The 22,789-nt window shown below is 65.5% G+C and carries 20 protein-coding genes; 8 read left to right on the top strand and 12 right to left on the bottom strand.

Annotated features, from left to right (window positions below; genetic code table 11):
* Nucleotides 1-40 precede the first annotated feature (40 nt).
* Nucleotides 41-871 carry an alpha/beta fold hydrolase gene (locus ACNFBT_RS22950; RefSeq protein WP_416753036.1) on the top strand — a complete coding sequence of 277 codons (831 nt, stop codon included), beginning with the start codon at nucleotides 41-43 and terminating at the stop codon, nucleotides 869-871.
* Nucleotides 872-912: 41 nt separating this feature from the next.
* Here ACNFBT_RS22950 and ACNFBT_RS22945 read toward each other — a convergent pair whose 3' ends face one another.
* Genes ACNFBT_RS22945 through ACNFBT_RS22930 form a run of 4 tightly spaced genes read right to left on the bottom strand, consistent with a single transcriptional unit; the run spans nucleotide 913 to nucleotide 3,302 of the window.
* On the bottom strand, nucleotides 913-1,434 hold the full coding sequence (locus ACNFBT_RS22945) for a hypothetical protein (protein ID WP_416753035.1): 522 nt from the start codon (nucleotides 1,432-1,434) through the stop codon (nucleotides 913-915).
* 29 nt (nucleotides 1,435-1,463) lie between these two features.
* Nucleotides 1,464-1,871: a DUF1302 family protein gene (locus ACNFBT_RS22940; protein ID WP_416753034.1), complete on the bottom strand. Its 408-nt coding sequence runs from the start codon at nucleotides 1,869-1,871 to the stop codon at nucleotides 1,464-1,466.
* A 17-nt stretch (nucleotides 1,872-1,888) separates the two neighbouring features.
* Nucleotides 1,889-2,470: a DUF1329 domain-containing protein gene (locus ACNFBT_RS22935; protein WP_416753033.1), complete on the bottom strand. Its 582-nt coding sequence runs from the start codon at nucleotides 2,468-2,470 to the stop codon at nucleotides 1,889-1,891.
* On the bottom strand, nucleotides 2,442-3,302 hold the full coding sequence (locus tag ACNFBT_RS22930) for a DUF1329 domain-containing protein (RefSeq protein WP_416753032.1): 861 nt from the start codon (nucleotides 3,300-3,302) through the stop codon (nucleotides 2,442-2,444). The genes ACNFBT_RS22935 and ACNFBT_RS22930 overlap by 29 nt, the downstream gene beginning before the upstream one ends.
* Before the next feature lie 975 nt (nucleotides 3,303-4,277).
* On the opposite strand from ACNFBT_RS22930, the gene ACNFBT_RS22925 reads away from it, so the two are divergent.
* The gene (locus ACNFBT_RS22925) at nucleotides 4,278-5,057 is read left to right on the top strand and encodes a hypothetical protein (protein WP_416753031.1); all 780 of its coding nucleotides are present in this window, start codon (nucleotides 4,278-4,280) and stop codon (nucleotides 5,055-5,057) included.
* 72 nt (nucleotides 5,058-5,129) lie between these two features.
* On the opposite strand, the gene ACNFBT_RS22920 is transcribed toward ACNFBT_RS22925, so the two are convergent.
* Nucleotides 5,130-5,498, bottom strand: a complete 369-nt coding sequence (locus tag ACNFBT_RS22920; RefSeq protein ID WP_416753030.1) for a helix-turn-helix transcriptional regulator — start codon at nucleotides 5,496-5,498, stop codon at nucleotides 5,130-5,132.
* A gap of 107 nt (nucleotides 5,499-5,605) precedes the next feature.
* Here ACNFBT_RS22920 and ACNFBT_RS22915 point away from each other — a divergent pair, with 107 nt between their 5' ends.
* Nucleotides 5,606-6,535 (top strand): malate dehydrogenase, encoded by a 930-nt coding sequence (locus ACNFBT_RS22915; RefSeq protein WP_416753029.1) that lies wholly within the window; start codon nucleotides 5,606-5,608, stop codon nucleotides 6,533-6,535.
* A gap of 262 nt (nucleotides 6,536-6,797) precedes the next feature.
* Nucleotides 6,798-7,682 carry a DMT family transporter gene (locus ACNFBT_RS22910; protein ID WP_416753028.1) on the top strand — a complete coding sequence of 295 codons (885 nt, stop codon included), beginning with the start codon at nucleotides 6,798-6,800 and terminating at the stop codon, nucleotides 7,680-7,682.
* A gap of 10 nt (nucleotides 7,683-7,692) precedes the next feature.
* Here ACNFBT_RS22910 and ACNFBT_RS22905 read toward each other — a convergent pair whose 3' ends face one another.
* The 3 genes from ACNFBT_RS22905 to ACNFBT_RS22895 all read right to left on the bottom strand — a co-directional run bounded on the left by ACNFBT_RS22905 (nucleotide 7,693) and on the right by ACNFBT_RS22895 (nucleotide 12,228).
* Nucleotides 7,693-9,030 carry an MFS transporter gene (locus ACNFBT_RS22905; RefSeq protein ID WP_416753027.1) on the bottom strand — a complete coding sequence of 446 codons (1,338 nt, stop codon included), beginning with the start codon at nucleotides 9,028-9,030 and terminating at the stop codon, nucleotides 7,693-7,695.
* Between the two features lie 310 nt (nucleotides 9,031-9,340).
* Nucleotides 9,341-10,420 carry a C45 family autoproteolytic acyltransferase/hydolase gene (locus ACNFBT_RS22900; RefSeq protein ID WP_416753026.1) on the bottom strand — a complete coding sequence of 360 codons (1,080 nt, stop codon included), beginning with the start codon at nucleotides 10,418-10,420 and terminating at the stop codon, nucleotides 9,341-9,343.
* An 83-nt stretch (nucleotides 10,421-10,503) separates the two neighbouring features.
* The gene (locus ACNFBT_RS22895; protein WP_416753025.1) at nucleotides 10,504-12,228 is read right to left on the bottom strand and encodes an amidohydrolase; all 1,725 of its coding nucleotides are present in this window, start codon (nucleotides 12,226-12,228) and stop codon (nucleotides 10,504-10,506) included.
* Between the two features lie 106 nt (nucleotides 12,229-12,334).
* Between ACNFBT_RS22895 and ACNFBT_RS22890 the strand changes: the two genes are divergently transcribed.
* Complete coding sequence (locus ACNFBT_RS22890) at nucleotides 12,335-13,249, top strand: LysR family transcriptional regulator (RefSeq protein ID WP_416753024.1); 915 nt, start codon at nucleotides 12,335-12,337, stop codon at nucleotides 13,247-13,249.
* Nucleotides 13,250-13,609: 360 nt separating this feature from the next.
* Here the strand turns inward: ACNFBT_RS22890 and ACNFBT_RS22885 are convergent, their stop codons facing one another.
* On the bottom strand, nucleotides 13,610-15,082 hold the full coding sequence (locus ACNFBT_RS22885) for an aldehyde dehydrogenase family protein (protein WP_416753023.1): 1,473 nt from the start codon (nucleotides 15,080-15,082) through the stop codon (nucleotides 13,610-13,612).
* 130 nt (nucleotides 15,083-15,212) lie between these two features.
* Nucleotides 15,213-15,956: a helix-turn-helix domain-containing protein gene (locus tag ACNFBT_RS22880; RefSeq protein ID WP_416753128.1), complete on the bottom strand. Its 744-nt coding sequence runs from the start codon at nucleotides 15,954-15,956 to the stop codon at nucleotides 15,213-15,215.
* 239 nt (nucleotides 15,957-16,195) lie between these two features.
* On the opposite strand from ACNFBT_RS22880, the gene ACNFBT_RS22875 reads away from it, so the two are divergent.
* From ACNFBT_RS22875 to ACNFBT_RS22865, 3 genes are all read left to right on the top strand, one after another.
* Nucleotides 16,196-17,581 (top strand): NAD(P)/FAD-dependent oxidoreductase, encoded by a 1,386-nt coding sequence (locus ACNFBT_RS22875; protein ID WP_416753022.1) that lies wholly within the window; start codon nucleotides 16,196-16,198, stop codon nucleotides 17,579-17,581.
* Between the two features lie 11 nt (nucleotides 17,582-17,592).
* Nucleotides 17,593-17,955, top strand: a complete 363-nt coding sequence (locus ACNFBT_RS22870) for a cupin domain-containing protein (RefSeq protein ID WP_416753021.1) — start codon at nucleotides 17,593-17,595, stop codon at nucleotides 17,953-17,955.
* 379 nt (nucleotides 17,956-18,334) lie between these two features.
* Complete coding sequence (locus tag ACNFBT_RS22865; RefSeq protein WP_416753020.1) at nucleotides 18,335-19,159, top strand: lytic transglycosylase domain-containing protein; 825 nt, start codon at nucleotides 18,335-18,337, stop codon at nucleotides 19,157-19,159.
* A gap of 55 nt (nucleotides 19,160-19,214) precedes the next feature.
* Here ACNFBT_RS22865 and ACNFBT_RS22860 read toward each other — a convergent pair whose 3' ends face one another.
* Both ACNFBT_RS22860 and ACNFBT_RS22855 read right to left on the bottom strand, forming a co-directional pair.
* A complete protein-coding gene (locus ACNFBT_RS22860; RefSeq protein WP_416753019.1) occupies nucleotides 19,215-21,650 on the bottom strand; it encodes an efflux RND transporter permease subunit in 2,436 nt (811 codons plus the stop codon).
* Nucleotides 21,651-21,675: 25 nt separating this feature from the next.
* Nucleotides 21,676-22,740 (bottom strand): WD40/YVTN/BNR-like repeat-containing protein, encoded by a 1,065-nt coding sequence (locus ACNFBT_RS22855; protein WP_416753018.1) that lies wholly within the window; start codon nucleotides 22,738-22,740, stop codon nucleotides 21,676-21,678.
* Nucleotides 22,741-22,789: the final 49 nt, after the last annotated feature.

Raw genomic sequence — 22,789 nt, 5'->3', positions numbered from 1 at the left:
TGCTGCATGCCGAACTCCACCCAACACAGGAGATGCAAACATGGGATACGTCACGACAAAGGACGGCGTAGAGATCTTCTACAAGGACTGGGGCCCGCGCGATGCCCAGGTGATCCACTTCCACCATGGTTGGCCACTCAGTGCCGACGATTGGGATGCCCAGATGCTGTTTTTCCTGGCCAATGGCTTTCGCGTGGTCGCACACGACCGTCGCGGACATGGTCGGTCGAGCCAGGTATGGGACGGCCACGACATGGACCACTACGCCGATGACGTGGCCGCGGTGGTGCAGCATCTCGGCACCCAGGGGGCCATTCATGTCGGCCACTCCACGGGGGGCGGCGAGGTCGTCCACTACATCGCCCGGCATCGCGAGGACCCGGTGCCCAAGGCCGCCATCATCGCCGCGGTCCCTCCGCTGATGGTGAAGACGGCGAACAATCCCGGCGGCCTGCCCAAGGACGTCTTCGACGACCTCCAGGCCCAGCTCGCGGCCAACCGCGCGCAGTTCTATCACGACATCCCCGCCGGCCCCTTCTATGGCTACAACCGACCCGGAGCGAAGCCTTCGGAAGGCATCATCTTGAACTGGTGGCGGCAAGGCATGATGGGGTGTGCCAAGGCGCATTACGACGGCATCGTCGCCTTCTCGCAAACGGACTTCACCGAGGACCTGAAGAGCATCAGCATTCCGGTGCTGGTGATGCATGGCGACGACGACCAGATCGTTCCCTATGAAAACTCCGGCCTGCTTTCGGCGAAGCTGCTGCAGAACGGCACGCTGAAGACCTACTCCGGCTTCCCGCACGGGATGCCGACTACCCAGGCCGATACCATCAACGCCGACCTGCTCGCCTTCGTGCGCGGCTGACCGGCGCGGGAGCCAGGAGCTCGACTCCTGGCTCCCCCTCGTCAATTCCCTGCGGTCACGGGGCTGGCGCCAAATCCGACCTTCGGGATGGAGCGGCCGTACTTCAGGAAGAAGTCTTCGGCGTAACCTGCGATCTCCCCATGCCGGCCGGCCAGGGCCATGCGCATCATCTCGACCTGCAACTCTTCCTGCTCAACCATGAAATCCAGGAAGGCCGACGCCTCCGACGGACCCGTCTTGCGCAATTCGCGTAGCCAGTCCGCGTACGCGAGGGTTTCCCGGTAAACGAACCTCACCAGCGCCACCATGAGAAAGCGTGGAACGGAAGAAACCAGCCAGGCCTTGAGCCTCGTGGGAATCCCCGGAACAGGATTCAGCCCCCAGACCAGGGCTGCCGCTTCATAGCGCCGGGCATTGATGACCTCCAGATCCCAGTAGGTCTTCCAGAAGGAAAACCACTCATCCCCTTCCAGGCGGCCCGCCATTCGCCTGACGGTCATCAGCGCAAATGAGCGGTTGGCCAGTTCGTGCTTGAAACCCTTGAGAAACGCTTTGGTCGGCATGGTGCTGCTCCAGCATCAACGGCAGTGGGTCACGAAAGACTCTCGGCGGACTCGGACGCGGCATTTGCCCCACCGGCCCGGGGACGAAGGGTTTCGTCGAAGTCATCAGCGTTGCTGTAGTTGATGTCGGCATTGGCATAGCCGTTGCCCTTGGAGAGGTTGTAGTAGCGGCCCAGTTCGGTATTGCTGCCGTTGTTGCAGCCGCCGTTGTCGCCTCCCAGCAGGTTGCAGTCGGGTGACTGCAGGCGCTGGGCAAAACCATAGGAAAGCGTCGAGTCGAAACTGCCGGAGATGCCCTCTTCACTGCCGAAACGGAACGCATGGCTCGGCTGCGCCCAGAGCAGGGCCGACGCCGCCATCACGGCCACCGCCAGGTTATTGCGGGCGCACGAGGCCCCTGGCGCGGTCGGGGCCGCGCCTTTGTTGTTGTCATGCATGCTGTGTCCTCGAACGATCAGCGTTCGCCGCGACGGCGCAACTCGTTGGAATTGAACATCTTGTCGTCCACCCGCCCTTCGAGGCCGGCGGTCACGTCGAGCACCTCGCCTTCCTGGGTGAAGTTGTCGGCGATGTAGCGCCGGGCGATCAGGTCGTAGCTGGTGTACTCGAACCCGGTACAGGCCTGGAGCTCCGGATCGGCCCAGAGGCTGCCTTCCTGCACGCGCCAGAGGTTGCCCTTGGCGTCGTACATGTCCACGTGCAGCAGCGCCCAGCTGTCTTCGTCGATGAAGAACACGCGCTTGGCGAAGGAGTGGCGCTTGTCCGCCTTGACCGTGGCTTCCACCACCCAGACGCGATGCCGTTCATAGCGCTGCGCGTCGCGCTTGAGGTAGTCCTGGCCGATCAGGTCGGCATACTTGTTGGACTTGTCCACCAGCTTGTAGGAGTTGTACGGCACCACCATTTCCTTCTTGCCCAGCAGCTTGAAGTCGTATCGGTCCAGCGCGCCGGTGAACATGTCCACCTGGTCGACGAAGTACAGGCCGTCGGTGCCGGCGATCGGGTTGTCATAGGCGAAGGACGGAGCCCGGCGCACGCGGCGCTGGCCGGGGGAAATAGATCCAGGAGTCCTGCGGCTTGTCGAGGTAGCTGTGCACGAGGTACATCTCGCCCGCGCGGGAGGACGGCGAGAGCACGTCGGAGAGCAGCTTGGAGTCGTAGCCACCGGTATCGGCCGGCGTCTTCACCGCCGGGTCGTTGTAGGGGTAGTACTCGTAGATCCACTGCTTGAACTCCGACAGCGCCCCGCCCTTCTCCCGGATCAACAACGAAACCTGGGCGCGGCGGCCCTTGCCCATGTAGCGCAGCTTGTAGTTCCACATCACCTCGAGACCGCTCTGCGGCACCGGGAAGGGAATGGACGCGCCCGCTGCCTGTTCCAGCTGCCAGCCATTGCTGGCGATCCGGCTTTGCCCGGCGAACTCGCGGGTGCGCCGGGCGATCTCGCTGGGGAAGGTGCAGCTGCGATGGGTCGGATAGACATCCAGGCGATAGCCCGGATAGGTCTTGACCAGGGCTGCCTGGCCCGGCGGCAGCTCGGCCTCGTGCTGGGCCAGGTTGCTGGCATCGATGCTGTACAGCGGCTTGTCGGCGCCGTAGGGATCGCCGTGGCCGGGCTTCCAGCCGGCCGGCGCCTTGGTCAGTCCGCCATCCCAGGCGGGGATGGTGCCACTGGAGTTGCCTGCCTTTTCCGCGCCGAACGGAGTGAGTTCTGCGCCGAGCGAGCTGGCCGGAGTGGCCGCCTGCAGACTGCTGGCACCAAACAGGGCGACCAGGGCGCTGCTCAGGAGGGAAAGCCTGAATGCCCCGCCTTCACGCAGAAAACTACGACGACCGACGCCCTTGGCGCCACCCTTGTTCGTGCCCATGAGTCCACACCTCTTTGTATTTGTTGTTCGAGTGGCGGTGGGCACGAATGAAGCCCGGTGCTACTGCAGACGCCCTGGGAAAGTTCCCACCCACCGCTGGGATGGAAATTATTCGACGGCGCGCAGCACGGCTTGCCACGTCATGACAGAGTCGTTGACATCCGGTGCCATTCGGAACCCGGCAAACAGATCTCAGCCGCAACGACTACCGCGCGTGGCATGACCCTGGGTGGAAGGCGTGATTTCGGCAGGCGATTCTCGGCGGGCCCAGTGAGCACGGCGCCTGTTATCCGACGGAAGCAGGCGTGATCTTCGGCTGGATGTTCTCTGAAACTGGAGGTTCGCCTGCCGACGAGCGATGTTGACATCTGGAATCGCGGTAACTAGCTTTCTTAGGATCGCAATTTCCACAGGTTCAGCTTAAGAGGTTGTCAGCTATCAGTGCTGACAGCTCTGCTGCCTTCTTCGAAGGCTTGCTTCTTTGCACAGGTCTTTTCAATCTGGCTGGCCCGAAATACTCGTTCGTCATCAGGCGATCGATGACAGGCCGCCATCTGCTGTTGATGTCTGTTACCTGCGCTGCAAGTGATGCGCTGCCGATTGTGCTCGGAGTATGCGGCCCTGGTGCCGTGCTGGCAGGAACTCCGCACAGTATGGCCGTCACGTCAGACAGTGCTGTCGGTTGTCTCGCGTACCACGGACTTGTTGCCCTACGTACTGCGGTTCGTCCCGGTTCCACGGAATCCGTTCATAGGACGCTGTAGTGCGGGCTGCCGAGCAGGCAGCGCTGGCAAGTTCTCCGTGCTCGATATCGAGCACAGGGTTGGCGCGAACGAAGACGTTGGCGGGCACGGTCCACGATGACACCTCGATCTGAGCGAGTTCGTACGGAAGACAACACAGTTTTCCGCCACGATCCTCTTCTCGCGGAGCTTGGGTTCATAGTTCATTTTGAATCCAGGCGGAGGGACTTCAATGACCGAGTTGAACGACTGTACGCCGCCGGATGGATTCGCAACGCTCAGCGCGGCCAGCGCGCAAGCCCTGGCCAATTCAATGGACGAATCAGGGGTAGGTATCCTGCACCATATCGTGCCGGATGCGATTCTCGCGCAACTGCGAAGCTTCATTACCCATCAGATTGAGCAGCACAACGGCCAGTATTTCAGTTTTGAGGGCATGGAATGGACCGCCGGCACCTGCCTCCGTCCGCTGTTCGAGGAGGCGGGCCTGCGCGCGCTGATGCGCTGCCTTTATGAACGGAAGATGCGCACGAGGCCGCCCAGCGACCGGATTTTTCCGGTCCTGCGCGTGCTGACTGGCACGCACGGACTGCGACATGCGCACAACTTTCACTACGACTCCTACGTCGTCACCGTACTGCTGCCGGTTCTGATCCCCAACGGCCCGAGTGAACCGCCGGGGCATTTGGTGATGTTTCCGAATATGCGCGATGCGAGGCGCTTCGCGGTCGTCAATATCCTTGAAAAACTGCTGGTAGAGAATCTGCTGAAGCAGATATGGCGAAGGCCGAACGTGCAGCAATGGCTATCGGCGAAAATCGTGCCTCTGACTCCCGGCAATCTCTACTTCTTCTGGGGCATGCGCTCGCTGCATGCAAATCAGCCCTGTCTGCCCACCAGCGTGCGCAGCACGGTATTGCTGCATTTTGGCGATCCTCACGAGGGCAGTGTGTTCAAGGGTCTCTCCCAGCGATTGCACGTAAGGAGACTGCGGCGCATGGATCGGGATTAGTCTTTGGCAAAGGCGTAAATGACAGCAATGCCCGATGACCGGACAGTATTCGCCGTTGCCAGTCGGCAGGGATCAGGCGTGGGCGCGTTGGCGGAACTGCAGCGGAGTGAGCTGGTGCCAGCGGCGGAAGGCGCGGCTGAACGAGCTGGACTCGGAATAGCCCAGCAACAGGGCGATCTCGGTGAGGCTGTAACCGGTTCCGGCCAGGTAACCTTCCGCCAGGGAGCGGCGCACGTCCTCGACCAGCTGGCTGAAGTCCAGCTCATGTTCGGCAAGGCGCCGCTGCAGGGTGCGCACGCCGAGGTTCATGCTGCCGGCCACCTGTTCCAGGCTGGCGCCGCCGCTGCCCAGGCTGCTCGCAACGTGCCGGCGCAGCTGGCCGAGGAAGTCGGTGGCCGCCTGGCTCGGGTTGGAAGATGCCCAGGGCCAAGGACAGCCCATCAGCCACGGCTTCGGCCACCTCCGGGTGGCCTTTTAGCGTTAGCGGGTAATACTTCTGTGTACAGGTGGGCGTGTCTCTGGTGGCGCTCGCCACGCGGAGGTGTGAGGTGAACAAGCTATCAATTGTGGGTGCGGGGATGGTCGGCGAGGCGGCGGCTCAGATCATCGCCCGGGAAGAGCTCTGTCGCGAATTGATGTTGATCGATGTGCAGGGTGAGCTTGCACAGGGCAAGGCGCTGGACGTCTGGCAGGCGGCTGTCGAGTCCGGTTCCGATACCCGGGTTCATGGCGGGTCCGATGCCGAAATGCTGCAGGACTCCGACCTGGTGGTGATTACCGCGGGCGTGCCCCGCAAGCCGGGTCAGTCGCGCCAGGATGTACTGAGCATCAATCTGCCAATTCTCGACGGCATCATGCGGGACGTCAATCGCCATGCCCCGACGGCGACGGTGTTGGTGGTGTCGAACCCGGTCGACGTGCTGACCTATCGGGCCTGGTCCCTCAGTGGGCTGGGGCGCGACAGGGTGTTCGGCCAGGCGGGGGTGCTGGATACCGCGCGCATGAAGTGTTTCATTGCCGAGGAGACAGGGTTTTCTGCCCGGGATATCACAGCGCTGGTGCTGGGCGGGCATGGCGATAGCATGGTGCCGCTGATGCGCTACTGCGCGGTCGGTTCGGTGCCGCTGTCCCACTTCCTGTCCAGCGAGCAGATCGAGCGGATCGTGGAGCGCACCCGCAAGGGCGGCGGCGAGATTCTGGGTTTGAAGAAGCTGGGGAGCGCCTGCGATGCGCCGGGCGTGGCCATTGCCCAGATGGTGGATGCCATCGCCAATGGGCGCAACAGCATTTTGCCGACGGTCGCGATTCTCGAGGGCGAGTACGGGCGAACGGACATCGCCATGGGTGTCCCCTGTGTACTGGCGGAGCAAGGGCTTGTGCGGGTAATCGAGTTGCCTCTGGACGCACAGGAGCAGGCGATGTTCGACCACTCCGCGGATCAGGTGGTGCGTGATATCGCTGAAATGAAGGCTTTGTGAGCGGGATACAGGGGCGGCGCAGGGAGATCGCGCCCCGGGAAACGGTGTAACTGCAGCGATCCGTTCGTTGAAAGGCATGGCAGAACTGGGCGGCGCGCCAGCGCAAGGCTCTGCCATGAGCCACCGCGCGAGCGCTGGGGACGCGCCGCCGGCAGATAGAAAAACGTCGGTGCGTCGCCTTCCCAAGGATCGTCGGCGACCGGCAAGATAGCCCGATTCGCCGCCGCGCTTCGACGGCCCACCCTCTCGCCCTGGAAAATCCATGCAACCGCGCGACCTTGCCGCCTACCTGTTCCTCGCGATCGGCTGGGGGCTGTCCTTTCTGGTGCTGCTCAAGGCCATTGCCGGGTTCGGCTGGGTCGGTGCGGTGAGCTTCCGCGCCTTGATCGCCAGCTTCACGCTGCTGGCGGTGGCGAAGCTGTCCGGGCGCAAGATGAACTTCGACGGGCTATGGAAACCGCTGTGCGTAGTGGGCGCCACCACGGTGGCCGGCCAACTGATCGGCCTGACCTACGCCACCCCGCGCATCGGTACCGCCATGGCGGCGATCTTCGTTGCCGGGATTCCGCTGTTCTCCATGCTCATCGGGCGCGTCTGGGGGCTGGAGCGGATCACCTGGAGCGGCCTCGGCGGGCTGCTCCTGGGCTTCTTCGGCATGGTGCTGCTGGTGGGCTTCCCGGCGGTGCCGGTGACCCACGATTTCATCCTCGGCTGCGCGGCTTCCGTGTTCGGCGCCATCTGCGCGGCCTTCGGCAGCAACTATGCGAGCCTGCGCCTGCGCACGGCCGGCCCCTGGGAAGTGACCTGCGGGGCCTTCCTTGTCGGCGGCCTGCTGACCCTGCCGCTGCTGATCTGGGTGCCGGTGCCTGGCACGCCGCAGCCGATGGATTTCCTCTACCTGCTGCTGTGCGGCTGCGTGCTGAGCGCGGTGAACTACGTGGTGTATTTCCAGCTGGTGGCGCGTATCGGGGCGACGCGCACCATCAGCGTGGAATTCGTGGTCACGGTGGTGGCCGTGCTGGTCGGCGCGCTGGTGCTGGGCGAAAGCCTGTCGCTGGTCCAGGGCCTGGGCGCGCTGACCATCCTGGCCGGCTGTGCCCTGGTGCTCGGGATCGTACCGGGCACCCGGACACGCGCGGTCAGTTGAGCTGGCTGATTCAGACCGCCGGCGCCTGCGCGGTACCTAGCGAGGCGTCGTCACGGTCGATCACTTCCATCGGCAGGCGCGAGGTTTCACGCAGCATCCAGGAGCAGAACGCCACCAGCGTCAGGGCCGCCGCGCCATACAGCGCCACGCCGAAGGGATTGCGCCCGGTGGCGATGAGGATGGCGGTGGCGATGCTCGACGCCGTGCCGCCGCCCAGTGCCGCGCCGATCTGGTAGCTGAAGGAAATTCCCGAGTAACGCATCTCGCGCGGGAACTGCTCGGCCAGGAACGCCGGGATCGGCCCCTGGGTCGCACCCATGAAGAAGCCGACTGCGATATAGGCCAGCAGGGCCAGCGCCAGGTTGTGCACGCCGATCATCGGGAAGAAGGCGAACAGCCCCAGCGCCATGATGGCCGCGCCGAAAATCATCACGGCACGACGGCCGAAGCGGTCCGACAGGTGCCCGAAGAACGGCGCCGAGACGACGATGGCCACCGACAGGGAGAAGTCGAACAGCAGGGCTTCGCTGCTGCTGTAACCGATATCGGTCGCGTAGGCGAGGAAGAAGGTGCTGCCGATGTAGGCGATGGTGACGTAGCCGAAGGCGATGCCGATGCACAGCAGCAGCTCGCGGGGGCGACGGCGGAAGGCTTCCATCAGGGGCATGCGCGCTTCGGCCTTGGGCGCGGCCTTGGGCTGCGGCTCCGCTGCATTCTGCAGGCGCGCGTAAAGGCCGATCAGCACCAGTACGCCGCCGAGCCAGAACGGAATGCGCCAGCCGATACCGGTGAGGTCATCGTTGAAGGCGAAGCTGACGATGGCGAACACGGCCGAGCCGAAGATGCCACCGATGCCGATGCCCATGCTCGTGAAGCTGCCCCACAGGCCGCGACGGCCCTTGGGTGCGACCTCGATACCGAACAACGCCGCCCCGCCCCACTCGCCGCCAGCGGCGAAGCCCTGCACCAGGCGCAGCAGCACCAGCAGGACGGGTGCGGCGGCGCCGAGCGCCGCATGGGTCGGCAGGAAGCCGATCAGCAGGGTGCTGCTACCCATCAACAGCAGCGTGGCGACCAGCGCCTTCTGCCGGCCGTAGCGGTCACCCAGGTGGCCGAATACCACGCCGCCCAGCGGGCGCGCGAAGAAGCCCGCGCCGAAGGCCGCGAAGGCGATCAGTACGGCGGTGAGGCGATCCATGCCGGGGAAGAACAGTTGCGGGAAGACCAGCGCGGCGGCGTAGCCGTAGATGATGAAGTCGTAGAACTCCAGCGCGGTGCCCATGCCGGAGACGCAGAAGGTGCGAAAAGCCGAACGGGACCCCGGTGTGGCGGGTGTGTGATCGATCATGGCGGTTCACTCTTGTTTTTGTGGCAACACGAAACCCGCGCAGCGGCCCAACGGCCGCCACGGTGGCGTAGGTTTTGGAACTTGTAAGTTGCGTTGGAGCCTTTTTGATCTGCCTCGATGTTGATATCGGCGCTCGGATACCTCCCTCACCCCAGCCCTCTCCCAGAGGGAGAGGGAGCCCCACGTGCCGGCTGATACAGTTGCTTCAACCTGCACCGATCAGTCCCCTCTCCCTCCGGGAGAGGGTTAGGGTGAGGGCGCTTCAGGGCCGATACCACCGAACTCCAGACGAACGTCCGCAAACACGTTCTTAGAAGCGCAGGAAACCTTCGTCCGCCAGCTTCTTCGGCGTGCCGGCGACGTACTCCAGGGCGCAGCCCTCGGTGTCGATGCCGACGCTCAGCAGGGTTTCCCAACGCTCGGTGTCCGGCTCGGACATGTCCGGGTGGAAGCACACGATGGCCTGGTCGCCCTCGGCGCCACAGAAGGCGGCGGCGCGCTCGCGCAGGGCCGCGCCGGTCATCCCGGCGGTGCCGGCCTTGAGGTGGTCCAGGCGCGCGTAGGTGGTGGACACGTCGGCGGTGCGCTCGCCCCAGCTCAGTTCGCCGTCGAGGAAGTGGTTGGTGTGCAGCAGCCAGCCGTCCTCGCGGGGAACAACCACGGAGGTGTGCGCCGGGCTCATCTCGATGCTGGCGGCGCGGGCGCGCACGTCTTCACGGGTGAACACGCTGAGCACGGTGGAAGCGCTGACCCGCGCCGAACGCGCCATGTCGATGGCCTCGGTGACGCTGGTGGCTTCTTCCAGCACGCGGCGGGCGATGGCGTGGACCGGTACGCCGGCGCTGCCGTTGTCGCTGGCGTGGTGCAGGATGTTGAAGTGCACGCCCAGCCCCGCGCTGTTCACGCCGATCTTGCCAAGCATGCCGAACTCGGTGAACAGCTTGGCGGTCAGGCCGGTGGCGCCGGGGAACTGCAGCAGCAGGCCCTGGGGCACCAGGCTGTCGTGCCAGTCCCAGGTCTGCAGGCTGCGCGGCGCGGTGGCGCCGGCGGGGGCATGAATGGAGGTCGAGCACTCGCCCTCCACCGGCTGCTGCGGCATCACCGCCAGCACTTCGGTGCGTGCGTTCAGCGCGGCCAGCTGCCACAGCGGCAGGCCAACGCCCAGGGCGAGGCCTTCGACTTCCTGCGCCAGCGCCGGGCACCAGTCGGCCAGCGCACTGAGGCTGCCTTCGCCAATGGAGCGAACCTTGTCGAGTTCCACACCTACGCGCGGGAAGAAGTCCAGGTACAGCGCCACAGTCTGGCGGATCTGCTCGGCGAAGGTTTCGCCGATCTGCCGGCCACGCTGCAGCGGGTCGCGGATGTCGGTGGTGAAGGTGTGAAGAATCACGGCAAAGCTCCTGCAATTACTTTTTAACGAGGCTGGAGCGCCGGAGCGCTCCGGGTGAATCAAAGGGCGTCCGCTCTTGAAGACTACGAACGACTATAGATCTCGCGGCCGGCGAACCAGGTCTTGAGCACCTGGGTGTCACGCAGCGCTTCAGGCTTGACCTTGAACACGTCGCGGTCGAGCAGGATCAGGTCGGCCTGCTTGCCCGGTTTGAGCGAACCGATGCTGTCTTCAAGACGGATGGTGCGCGCGGCGTTGAGGGTGTAGGCCTGGAACATGGTCATGCGGTCGACCTCTTCGCCGGCGTTGAGCACGCCTTTCGGGCCAACGCGTTCCAGCGCCTGGTAGATGGCCTTCCACGGATCGGGAGTGGTGATCGGCCAGTCGCTGGCGCCGGCGATGGTCGCGCCGTTCTTCAGCAGCGAATGCGCCGGGTACATGGTCTTGAAGGTCGCGGCGCTGACGTAGGGCTTGAGCAGGTCGACGCTCATTTCGTCGGCGGCGGCCCAGAACAGTTGCATCGAAGCGATGACGTCGAGTTGCTTGAAGCGCGGGTAGTCCTTCGGGTTGACCACCTCCAGGTGGGTGATGGAGTGCGGGATGCCACTTTGGCGATCCTTGCGCGCCTGCTCGATGCCATTGAGCGATTCGCGCACCGCGCGGTCGCCGATGGCGTGGATGTGCACCAGCCAGCCACGGGCGTCGGCGGCGCTGACCAGTTCGCCGAAGTGTTTCGGGTCGATCAGCAGCTCACCGGATTTCTTCGAGTTGCTGTAGGGCTCGAGCATCGCCGCGCTCTGCGCCGGCATCTCGGCCACGCCGTCGGCGAAGATCTTGATACCCGGCAGGGTCAGATTGTTCACGCCCTGGAACTGCTGGCGGACCTTGTCCAGCTCGTCGAGGTCGGCCGGGGTGGCCTTGGAGTCGGCCATCAGCAAGGCGGCGACGTGAGCGGTCAGCCCGCCTTGTTCCGACAGCGCCTTGTAGGCCGGTAGCACGCCGACGGAGTCGTTATGGATATCGCCGCCGGGGTTTTCGTTCGCCAGGGGTTCCATCCAGGCGGTGATGCCCAACTCGTGGTAGTAGCGCTGGGCGCCTTTCAGCGCAGCGAGCAGTTCGTCATTGGTCGGCAGCGGCAGCAGCGCCTGTACCGGGTAGAGGCCGGCATCCACCAGGAAGCCGTTGGGGGTGCCGTCGGCAGCGTGGCCGATGGTGGCCTGCTCCTCGCCCTGCAGCGACTTGACCTTGGCGACGTCGACGCCGGCCAGGTCCAGCAGCGCCTTGTTGGCCCAACCGGTGTGGTAGTCGCCGCCCGCCAGGAGGATCGGCTGCTTGGCCCACTCGCCCTGGTTGAAACGCTTCTGCAGTTCGTCGATCCGGTCCCAGTACTGGGTCGGAATGCCGCCGATATAGAGGAATTTGCCACGACGCGCGCGGCCGTCGTCACGCCACCCGCGCAGCTTGCTCTCCAGCTCGGCGAGCGGCAGATCCTCGTTGTTCAGGTTGGCCTGGAGCATCTGCAGGCCGCCCTTGACGAGGTGGGTATGGGAATCGATGAAGCCGGGCATCAGCACCTTGCCGTGCAGGTCGATGACCTGGGTGCCGGCTTGCTTGAGCTTGAGGATCTGCGCATCGGAACCGACGGCGAGGATGCGGCCGTTCTCCACTGCCACCGCCTGCTGCAACGATTGCCCCGGCTCGGCGGTATAGACCTTGCCGCCATGGAGGATGAGATCGGCTGCCGCCATACTTTCCATCGAGGAAAAAGCGCAAGCCGCGGACAGCAGCGTCGGAATCAGTAGTTTCATCGCAGATCCTTAGTTATTGTTGATCTGTGACGAAGGTTAAGCAAAAGCCCCGGCGGCTTTAACACTGACTTCCCGCACAACTTCTATTCCTATCAGGAAGCAATCCTTGGACAAGATGACTGCGCTCACCATGTTCGTCGCCACTGCCGACCACGGCGGCTTCAGCCGCGCCGCGGAACAGCTGGGCAAGACGCCCTCAGCGATCACCAAGGGCGTGGCGCAGCTGGAAGCCGAACTGGGCCAGCGCCTGTTCGAGCGGACCACGCGACGCATGGCGCTGACCGAAGCCGGGCACATCTACCTGGAGGGAGCGCGCCAGGCGCTGATGCAGTTGCAGCGCGCCAGCGAGGAAGTCGAGCAATTGCAGACCGAGCTGCGCGGCAGCCTGCGCATCGCCGCCCCGCCGTCCTTCGCCCCGGCCTTCTTCAATGCCGTGTGCAGCCGCTTCCTGCGCGAACATCCGCAGGTGCGCCTGGAGGTGGACCTGGCCGACGAATTCGCCGACCTGGTGGAAGGCGGCTACGACCTCGCCCTGCGCGACGGCCCCATCGACCTGCCCGATGTGATCGCCCAGCCATTGATCGAAAACCGCCTGATGCTCTGCGCAAGCCCGGCCTACCTGGCCGGCAAGGGCATGGACGTGACCCTGGACAACTACGAGCAGCACGACTGGCTGATCTTCCGCCACCCCCTGCTGAACCGGAACTTCTGGTGGGTCCAGCGCGATGGCGAGCGCATCCGCATCCGCCAGCCGACACCACGGGTCGCCAGCGACAACTACGACTTCCTGCTCTCCTGCCTGCTGGACGGCCAGGGGCTGCAGTTCCTCCCGCAATGGAGCGCGCTGCCCTACATCGCGCGGGGCGAGCTGGTGGAACTGCTGCCGGACTGCTGGCGTGACCAGAGCGCCTTCGGGCCCTGGGTGCATGTGCTCTACCTGCCGCACCGGCGCAACACGCGCAAGGTGCGGGTGTTCATCGAGTACCTGCGGGAGCATCTGCAGGGCAAGGGGTTGATCTGATCTCCCGCGCCCGTCTGGCAGCGCGCCAATCGCGGACGAAGTCCGCTCCAAAGAGGTCAAGAGCCCCTCACCCTAACCCTCTCCCGCAAGCGGGAGAGGGGACCGTTCAGTGCAAGATGAAACATAAGCGTCAGCCGGCACGCACTGCTCCCTCTCCCTTGGGGAGAGGGTTGGGGTGAGGGGGAAGCGAATGGAGCAGGCGCGTTCCAACTGGTAAAGGCCCGCACTGCTTTCGTAGGAGCGGATCTTATCCGCGATCCGCCGGCAGGGCCGGCGCCAGATCGGTTCGCGAGCAAGCTCGCTCTTACGAAGAGCCCGCGGACCGTCGTCGAACAGAAACCGCCGCCGGCGAGCCTCGGCTTACTTGATGTACCAACCCCACGGCTGTTCACTGAGGTACTCGGTGACCTGCTTGGTCTCCAGGTAGTTCTCCAGGCCCCACACGCCCAGCTCGCGACCGAGGCCGCTCTGCTTGTAGCCGCCCCAGGGCGCCTGGGTGAAGGTCGGCTGCGAGCAGTTGACCCAGACGATGCCGGCGCGCAGGCCACGGCTCACCCGCCGGCAACGCGCCGGGTCGGCGGACATCACCGCCGCCGCCAGGCCGTACTGGCTGTCGTTGGCCAGGCGCAGCGCCTCGGCCTCGTCCTTGAAGCGGCGCACGGCAAGTACCGGCCCGAAGATTTCCTCGCGCCACAGGGCGCTTTCCAGCGGCGAGTCGATGAACACCGTGGGCTCGACGAACCAGCCCTTGTCCCGATGCGTCGGGCGCTTGCCGCCGGTGGCCAGCTTCGCCCCATCGCGCACGCCGGCCTCAATGGCCTGCAGCACCTTGGCGTGTTGTCCGGCGCTGACCAGCGGGCCGAGCAACACGCCCGACTCCAGGCCGTTGCCGATCGTGATACGGCGGGCTTCCTCCACCAGGCGCTCGATCAGCCGGTCATGCAGGCCGTCCTGCACCAACAGGCGCGAAGTGGCGCTGCACACCTGGCCCTGATTCCAGAAGATGCCGAACAGGATCCACTCCACCGCCGCCTCGACATCGGCGTCATCGAAGACGATGAAGGCCGACTTGCCGCCCAGCTCCAGGCTGACGTTCTTGATGTCCTGGGCCGCCGCCTGCATGATCGAGCGCCCGGTCGGCACGCTGCCGGTGAAGGCCAGCTTGTCCACGCCCGGATGCGCCGAGAGCGGCGAGCCGGCGTCGCGGCCAAGGCCCGTGACCACGTTGAGCACGCCCTTGGGCAAGCCCACGGCGTCAGCGGCGGCAGCCAGCTCCAGGGCGGTCAGCGGGGTCAGTTCGGAAGGTTTGAGCACCGCAGTACAGCCCGCCGCCAACGCCGGCGCAACCTTCCACGAAGCCATCAGCAGCGGGTAGTTCCACGGGATGATCTGCCCAGCGACACCGACCGGCTCACGCAGCACACGACAGGCGAAGCGCTCGTCCGGCAGCACCACCACTTCGCCCTCGTCGTTCAGGCCCTCGGCCAGTTCGGCGTAGTAGTCGAAGCAGCCGATGGCGTCGTCGATATCCCACTGCGCCTCGGGCAGCGGCTTGCCATTGTCCTGCACTTCCAGACGGGCCAGGTCCTCGCGGCGGCCGCGCAGGTTGTCGGCGATGGCGCGCAGGTAGCCGGCGCGTTCCTTGCCGGTGCTGCGTCCCCACTCGCCCTCATCGAAAGCCCGGCGCGCGGACTGCACGGCGTGGTCGACATCCTCGCCGGCGGCGCTAGCGACCTCGGTCAGCACGGCTTCGCTGGAGGGGTCGTACACCTCGAAGCGGCCGCCCTGGGCGGGTGCCTGCCATTGGCCGTCGATATAGAGCTGGTCGCGCATGCGAAGGTCTCCTGAGCGTATTGGAATGCTTGTCGGCCGAGCATAGGGGGACGGGTGCGGGGTTGATAACGCAGGCGCCGTGCATGCGGGCACGCGCGGAGGGCCCAAGGACGGCGGTTGGAGCCTGCTCCTACAAGACCGCGCTCCGCTGTTCCAGATACGCCTTGGGCGACAGCCCCGTTTCCTCGCGGAAGCACCGGTAGAAGGTCGACAGCGAGCGGAACCCCGCCGCCCGCGCCAGTTCGTCGATGCGGGTGACGCTGGTGGCGTCGCCCAGCTGGCTCAGCAGGTGGCGCAGGCGCAGCTGGTTCAGGTACTGGTAGAAGCTCAGGCCCAGCACCTGGTTGAGGAAGTAGGAAATCTGGTTGCGCGTATAGCCGGTGGCCGCCGCCACCTGCGGCATGTCCAGGTCCGGATTGAGGAACGGCTGGCCCTGCTGGAAATACTGCTGGATATCGCCGCCGAGCAGGCTCAATTGCCGCGCGGAAAGCCCCAGGCGGCTGCCGGCCATCCGCTCCGGCGCCTCGCTGGCAGGTTTCTGCGGCTGGCCGACGAGGGCCGTGTGCTCGTTGACGCGGATGATCCGGCCCTCGCGCACGGTGTACGCCTCCGTGGCACGGTAGGACACCAGCCCCTGTGTGCCGCGCAAGGTCACCTGGTACTGCAGGAACGCGGTATCGCCATCCACCCGCAGGCGGTCGGTATAGACCTGCGATTCATCCCCCGCCGCCGGCATGCTCGACTGCAGGAAGTCGCGCAACTCCTCCGGGGCAATGCGCCGGCCCTGAAAGAAGTCGTTGTACTCGACCTGCGGATCGAACAGCGCCATCAGCGCATCGATGTCGTGGCGGCGCCAGGCCTGGTGAAAGCGCATCACCACGGCGTGGGTGGCGGCGCTCGCCGGGTCGGGCCGGTAGGTCGCACCTTCGAGGGTGGCGCTCCAGCCCTGCTCATCACTCATTCGGTTTCCCCTGCCGGTCTGTGCCGGCTCCAGTGCTCCGGGCGTGCCCGCAAAGAGCGGCGGACCGTATGCCTGGCCCCCGTGAGCGTTACAAGATTTCGGACGCGGCCCACTGGCCGCTTTTTCTTCCGACATTCTGCCGGAGTTTTCCGATGACATCCGCCCCCCTTGCACGCGCCACGCCCAGACCCTTCTGGCTCGACACCCTCGATCCCGCTCCTGCTGCCCCTGCGCTGGAGGCCGATCGCAGCTTCGACCTGGTCGTGGTCGGCGGCGGCTTCACCGGTCTGTGGACCGCCCTGCACGCCCGCCAGCGCCGGCCCGGCGCGAGCATCGCGGTGGTCGAGGCGCGTCGCTGCGGCGGCGAGGCCAGCGGGCGCAATGGCGGCTTCTGCGCGCCGAGCATTTCCCATGGCGTAGGCAATGCCCTGAAGCGCTGGCCGGAGGAAGCGCAGACCCTGATCCGCCTCGGCCGGCAGAACCTCGACGAACTGGAAGCGGACCTCGCCCGCTTCGGCATGAGCGTAGAGTTCGAACGCCGCGGCAAGCTCAACGTCGCCACCCAGCCCTGGCAGATCGACGGCCTGCGCGGCATGCAGCGCAACTACCAGCGCTTCGGCATCGACTGCGAATGGCTCGAAGGCGCGGAACTGGCGCAGAAGCTGGATTCGCCGGTGTACACGGCCGGCGTCTTCGAGCCCAACTACGCCCTGCTCAACCCGGCGAAGATGGCCGCCGAACTGCGTCGCGTGTGCCTGGAACAGGGCATCGAACTGTTCGAGAACACCCCCGTCCACGAACTGCACCAGCGCGGCGACCGTTTGCTGCTGCGCTGCGACCGCGGTCAGCTTGAAGCCGGGCAGATCGCCCTGGCGACCAACATCGCCCCACCGCTGCTCGGCCACCTGGCCTCCAGCGTGATCCCGGTCTACGACTACTCGCTGGTCACCCAACCGCTGAGCGACGAACAGCTACGCGCCATCGGCTGGGTCGATCGCTACGGCATCGCCGATGCCGGCAACCAGTTCCACTACCTGCGCAAGACTGCCGACAACCGCATCCTCTGGGCCGGCTTCGATGCCATCTACCACTTTGGCAGCCGACGCGACGAAGCGCTGACCCAGCGTCCCGAAAGCTTCGAGCGCCTGGCCAACCAGTTCCGCGAGGCCTTCCCCCAGCTCGGCCCGGTGCAGTTCAGCCATGCCTGGGGCGGCATCATCGATACCTCGGCGCGTACCACCCTGTTCACCGGCTGCGTGCTCGGCGGGCGCGTCGCCTATGCGCTGGGCTTCACCGGCCAGGGCGTATCGGCCAGCCGTTTCGCCGCGCTGAACATGCTCGACCAATTGGCCGGCGACCGAACCGAGCGCACCCAGCTGCGCATGACTTCGCAGAAGCCTTTCCCCTTCCCGCCGGAGCCGCTGCGCTACATCGGCGTGAAGCTCGCCCAGCGCTCGCTGGCCAAGGAAGACCGCAACGGCCGCCGCGACCTGCTGCTCAAGACCTTCGATGCCTTCGGCGTCGGTTTCGATTCCTGATGGAGACCCTCATGTCCACCACCCTGCCCCGCCATGTCATCGACTTCGCCAATCCGGAGCTGGTGCCCCAGGAGCGCGAGATCAACGACCCCGCCATCGTCGATGCGCCCTACCGGAGCCGCAGCTGGCGGCACTTCGCGGCGCCTGCAAGGAACGCCATCGCCGGCATCTGGGAAGCCGGCGTGCACCTCGAACGCTGCGAGTGCGACTACGACGAGCTGTGCCACATCCTCGAAGGCACGGTGCGCCTGACCGATGCCGAGGGCGTGGCGAAGACCTTCGGACCGGGGGACTCCTTCGTGGTGGCGGCGGGTTTCAAGGGCACCTGGGAAAACCTCACGCCGGTGCGCAAGGTGTATTTCATTCTCGGTTGATTCGGCATGGCGGATGATCGCGAGCCCGGCGTGGGAGTGGCGTAGGAGCGGATTTATCCGCGATATCTTCACGGCGGATGCCGATCGCGGACGGAGTCCGCTCCTACGAAAAGGGTCGCACCCGTCACAGGAATCCACCTTTGGGCAAAGGCGGCCTGGTGGGTTTACCGTCGAGTATCTCGGCCAGCCCCATGTCCTGGAACACCAACAGGCCGTACGTCTGCACAAGCTCAAAGGTTGGCAGGAACGGTTATAACTAGCGGAACGAAACGGCGGCCCGCCCACGATCCCCCCTGCAACGACCGCCCCTGTTGGCCTTTTTTCTTTGTCCGGATCAGGTTTCGCAGCCTGATCGGCGCCCACGGCGCGGAGCGGTGTGATGAGTTCCAGAGCATGGCGATGGGCTCGCAGGAGCCTACCTGGCTGCATCGGGCTGGCACTGCTGGTCGCTCCGCTATACGCCAGCGCCCAGTTCAAGTGCGAGGCACGGGACGGAACCATCAGCCACACCAGCCATGCCATCCCCGGCGCCCGCTGTACTCTCCAGAACAGCAAGGCTGGCCAGAATGGCAAGGCTGGTGCGGTTATCGGCGCCAGGTCAAAGGCCACGCCGATGATCGAGCGGGGCGACAATCCACGCACATTGCGGATTCAGGTGTATACCTTCGTTCACAACGGAGTTCGTCAGTATGTGAGTCGACGCCCTGTCGGCATCTCCGCACGGGTCGATGTCATTGAGGTGAACTTCATCAAGGGCTGCTACCTGTGCAGGATGCCGAAGGACTTCAAGGTCGCCTCGCTGCGCCTGGATACCCGCTCCTATCGACGGGAGATCGAAGCCGCGTCGGGCCATTACGGTGTCGACAGGGCGCTGGTGCGCGCAGTGATTCATGCCGAGTCGGCGTTTCGTCCCAACGCCATTTCCATAGCCGGCGCCCAGGGGCTGATGCAATTGATGCCCGAAACCGCAGAGCGCTTTGATGTGGACGATCCGTTCGATGCGCGGCAGAACATTCGCGGCGGAGTGCGCTACCTGGCTTGGCTGCTCAAGCGCTTCAACGGTAATCAGACGCTGGCGTTGGCAGGCTACAACGCCGGCGAAATGACCGTGGACAAGTACAACGGGGTACCGCCCTACGCGGAGACGCAAACCTACGTCTCCCGCGTGCAGTCCTTGGCCGAACGCTATCGCAACCATCCCTAGGAGAAACAGCGTACAACCGCGAACGGCTGTACGCCCTACGGCCGCTGCGCCCCGATCAGCGCTTCCTGTCGTTCAACAGGAAGTGCGACAGCGCCGGAATCAGCAGCAGCGCCCCGAGCATGTTCCAGAGGAACATGAAGGTCAGCAGGATGCCCATGTCGGCCTGGAACTTGATCGGCGACCAGGCCCAGGTGATCACCCCGGCGGCCAGGGTCACGCCTACCAGCGCCACCACCTTGCCGGTGAAGATCACCGCCTGTTGGTAGGCCATCGACAGCGGGAAGCCGGCACGCTGCAGTTGCAACTGCACGCTGAGCAGGTAGAGCGCGTAGTCCACGCCGATGCCTACGCCCAGGGCGATCACCGGCAGCGTCGCCACCTTCACGCCGATGCCGAGGAACACCATCAGCGCCTCGCAGAGCATGGAGGTCAGCACCAGCGGCAGCATGGCCACCAGGGTTGCGCGCCAGCTGCGGAAGGTGATCAGGCAGAACAGGCTGACCGCCCCGTAGATGTACAGCAGCATGGTGCGGTTGGCCTGGTGCACCACGCTGTTGGTGGCGGCCTCGATGCCGGCGCTGCCGGCGGCGAGGAGGAACTGGCGGTCCGGCGTGCTGTTGGCCTTGGCGAAGTCCTCGGCGATCGCCGTCACTTCTTCCAGGGTCTTGGCCTTGTGGTCCTTGAGGAAGGCGATCACCGGCATCATCGAGCATTCGGTGTTGAACAGTTCCGGGGTATTCACCGAGGCCTGCTGCGCCGAGTAGTTGAGCACGTCCTGGTTGCGCTGCAGGCTGGCGAACTTGGGGTTGCCCTCGTAGGTGCCAGCGGTGATCTGGCGCACCGCGTCGGCCAGCGACACGCTCGCCTGCACCCCCGGATGCTGTTGCAGCGCCCAGCCCAGGCGGTCGGCGAGGATCAGGGTCTTGTAGTTCAGGCAGCCCTCGGCCGGCGTTTTCACCATCACCGCGAACAGGTCGCTGGAGAGCGCGTAGTGGCCGGTGATGTAGGCGTTGTCGCGGTTGTAGCGCGAGTCGGCGCGCAGCTCCGGCGCGCCGGCGTCGAGGTCGCCGATCTTCAGGTGCTGGCTGACCATGAAGCTGCCGGCGCCGATCAGCGCGGCGACCGCCAGGGCGATGCTCGCCCAGCGCCGTTCGGTGAAGCGGTCGAGCAGGCTCCACAGCCGGCCGAGGCCCTGCTCGCGGGCTTCCTGCTGCTCTTCGCGCAGGGCGCGGGCGGCGGCGCGCGGGCTGACGCCGATGAAGGACAGCGCCACCGGCATCAGCAGCAGCGAGGTGAAGACCAGAACCGCCACGCCGATGCTCGCGGTGATCGCCAGGGCCTTGATCACCGGGATGTCGATCAGCATCAGCACGCCGAAGCCCACGGCGTCGCAGAGCAGCGCGCTGACCCCGGCCAGGAACAGGCGGCGGAAGGTGTTGCGCGCGGCCACCAGGCGGTGGGTGCCGCGGCCGATGTCCTGCATGATGCCGTTCATCTTCTGCGTGGCGTGGGACACGCCGATGGCGAAGATCAGGAACGGCACCAGGATCGAGTACGGATCCAGCGCGTAGCCCAGCCAGGCGATCAGGCCCAGCTGCCAGATCACCGCCAGCAGCGAGCAGACGATCACCAGCAGGCTGCTGCGCAGGCAGCGGGTGTAGAGCAGGATGATGACGAAGGCGGAAACCACCGCCAGGCCGAAGAACATCATCACCCGCACCAGGCCGTCGATCAGGTCGCCGACCAGTTTGGCAAAGCCAATCACGTGGATGCGTACGTTGCCCTTGCCCGGCTCGCCGGCGTCGAAGGCACGCTGGTCGCCCTGGTACTCGTACTTCAGGCGCAGCGCGTCGAGCTGGTGGGAGAACTGCTGGTAATCGATGCCCTTGCCGGTGGCCGAGTCGTGGTCCAGCAGCGGCACCACCAGCATGCTCGAACGGAAATCGTTGGCCACCAGGCTGCCGACGATACCGGCGCGGGCGATGTTCTGGCGCAACTGGGCGATGCTCGGGGTGTCGCCGGCATAGCCGTCGGGCATCACCGGGCCGCCCTGGAAGCCTTCCTCGGTCACCTCGGTCCAGCGCACCGCCGGCGACCACAGCGACTTCATCCAGGCGCGGTCGACGCCGGGGCTGAGGAACAGCTGGTCGTTGATCTGCTTGAGGGTGTCCAGGTAGGCGGGGGCGAAGATGTCGCCGTCGCGGCTCTCCACCACCACCCGCACCGAGTTGCCCAGGCCGCGCAGCGCCCCGCGGTTCTCCAGGTAGTTGCGGATGTAGGGGTGGCTCTGCGGGATCATCTTCTCGAAGCTGGGCTTGATCTCCAGGCGGGTCACCGCCATCCAGCCGAGCAGCAGCGTGACCAGGGCGATCAGGCTGATGAACAGGAGCCGGTGGTTGAACACCAGGCGCTCCAGCGGGCTGCCGCTGTGCGCATCGAAGTCCCGCAGATCGCTGATGACGGGCAGCTGCCCTTGCTTGAGGTCGACCATAGGAGGCTGTCTCTTCGTCTTGTTCTTATTGGGAGAGCGGCAGCGCGCTGCGCTGCAGACCGCGGTTGCCCACCAGCAGCAGGCTGTCGCCGCTGACCAGGGCGCCGCTGACCGGCGTGCGCTGGGCCAGGGTCAGCGGTTTGAAGGTGGCGCCATCGTCGCGGCTGAGCAGCCCCTGGCCGGCCTGGCTGAACAGGTAGATGCCGCCGTCGGCGCCTTCGCTGGCCGCCGTGAGGCTGACCGGCAGGCCGGTGGCCACCTCGCTCCAGTTCGCGCCACCGTCGACGCTGCGCACCGCGTTGCCACGCAGGCCATAGGCGAACAGCAGGCCGGGCTTGCCGAGCACGCCGAAGAAAGTGCCCTTGTACGGCGAATTCAGCGCGACGAAGCGCTGGCCCTGCGGGTCGAGCTTGAGCAGAAGGCCCTGCTCGCCGACGATGAACAGGTCCCCGCCCACCGCCGACATGGCAGTCAGGTGCAGCGATTGCGGGTTGTCGATGCGATGGTTCCAGGGCTCCCAACTGCGCCCGCCATCGGTGGTGTGCAGGATCAGGTTGAAGGCGCCGATCACGAAACCCTCCTGGGCGTTGCGGAACCAGAGGTCGAGGAACGGCTTGTCCGCCCCCTCCTCCTTCATGCGCCGCGACTGCTCCAGCAGGGTTTCGTTATCCGCCTGGGGGTTGGCCGTGTAGTAATCGAGCATCAATTGGCCGATAGCCCGGCCATCGAGCTGGCGGGTCCAGTTTTCGCCACCGTCGGCGCTGTGCAGCACCACGCCGTCGTGGCCCACCGCCCAACCGTCGCGCGGCGTGGGGAAGCGCACGGCGGTGAGGTCGGAGCTAACCGGGACTTCGGCCTGCCGCCAGTCCTTGCCGTCGTTGTCGGAATAGAGAATGTGGCCGCGCTGGCCGACCACCACCAGGCGCTTGTCGGCCCGGGCGATGGCCGCCAGCGGGCTGCTCATGGCCAGTGCGGTGGGCTGCGAAGGCAGGTCCAGCACGTCGACGAATTCACCGGCGCCGGCATGACCGGCGAGCAGCGCCAGTCCCAGCCCGGCAGAAGCCAGGGCGAGCTTGAAGGGAAATTGCATACGGCTACCTCGAGGGGAAAGGCGCGGCGACCTGGCAGGTCGCCGCGAA

The sequence above is a fragment of the Pseudomonas sp. NY15181 genome (assembly GCF_048068055.1).
Lineage (GTDB): Bacteria > Pseudomonadota > Gammaproteobacteria > Pseudomonadales > Pseudomonadaceae > Pseudomonas.
Note: the sequence above shows the minus strand (reverse complement) of the source record. Positions and strands in the feature narration are given on the sequence as shown.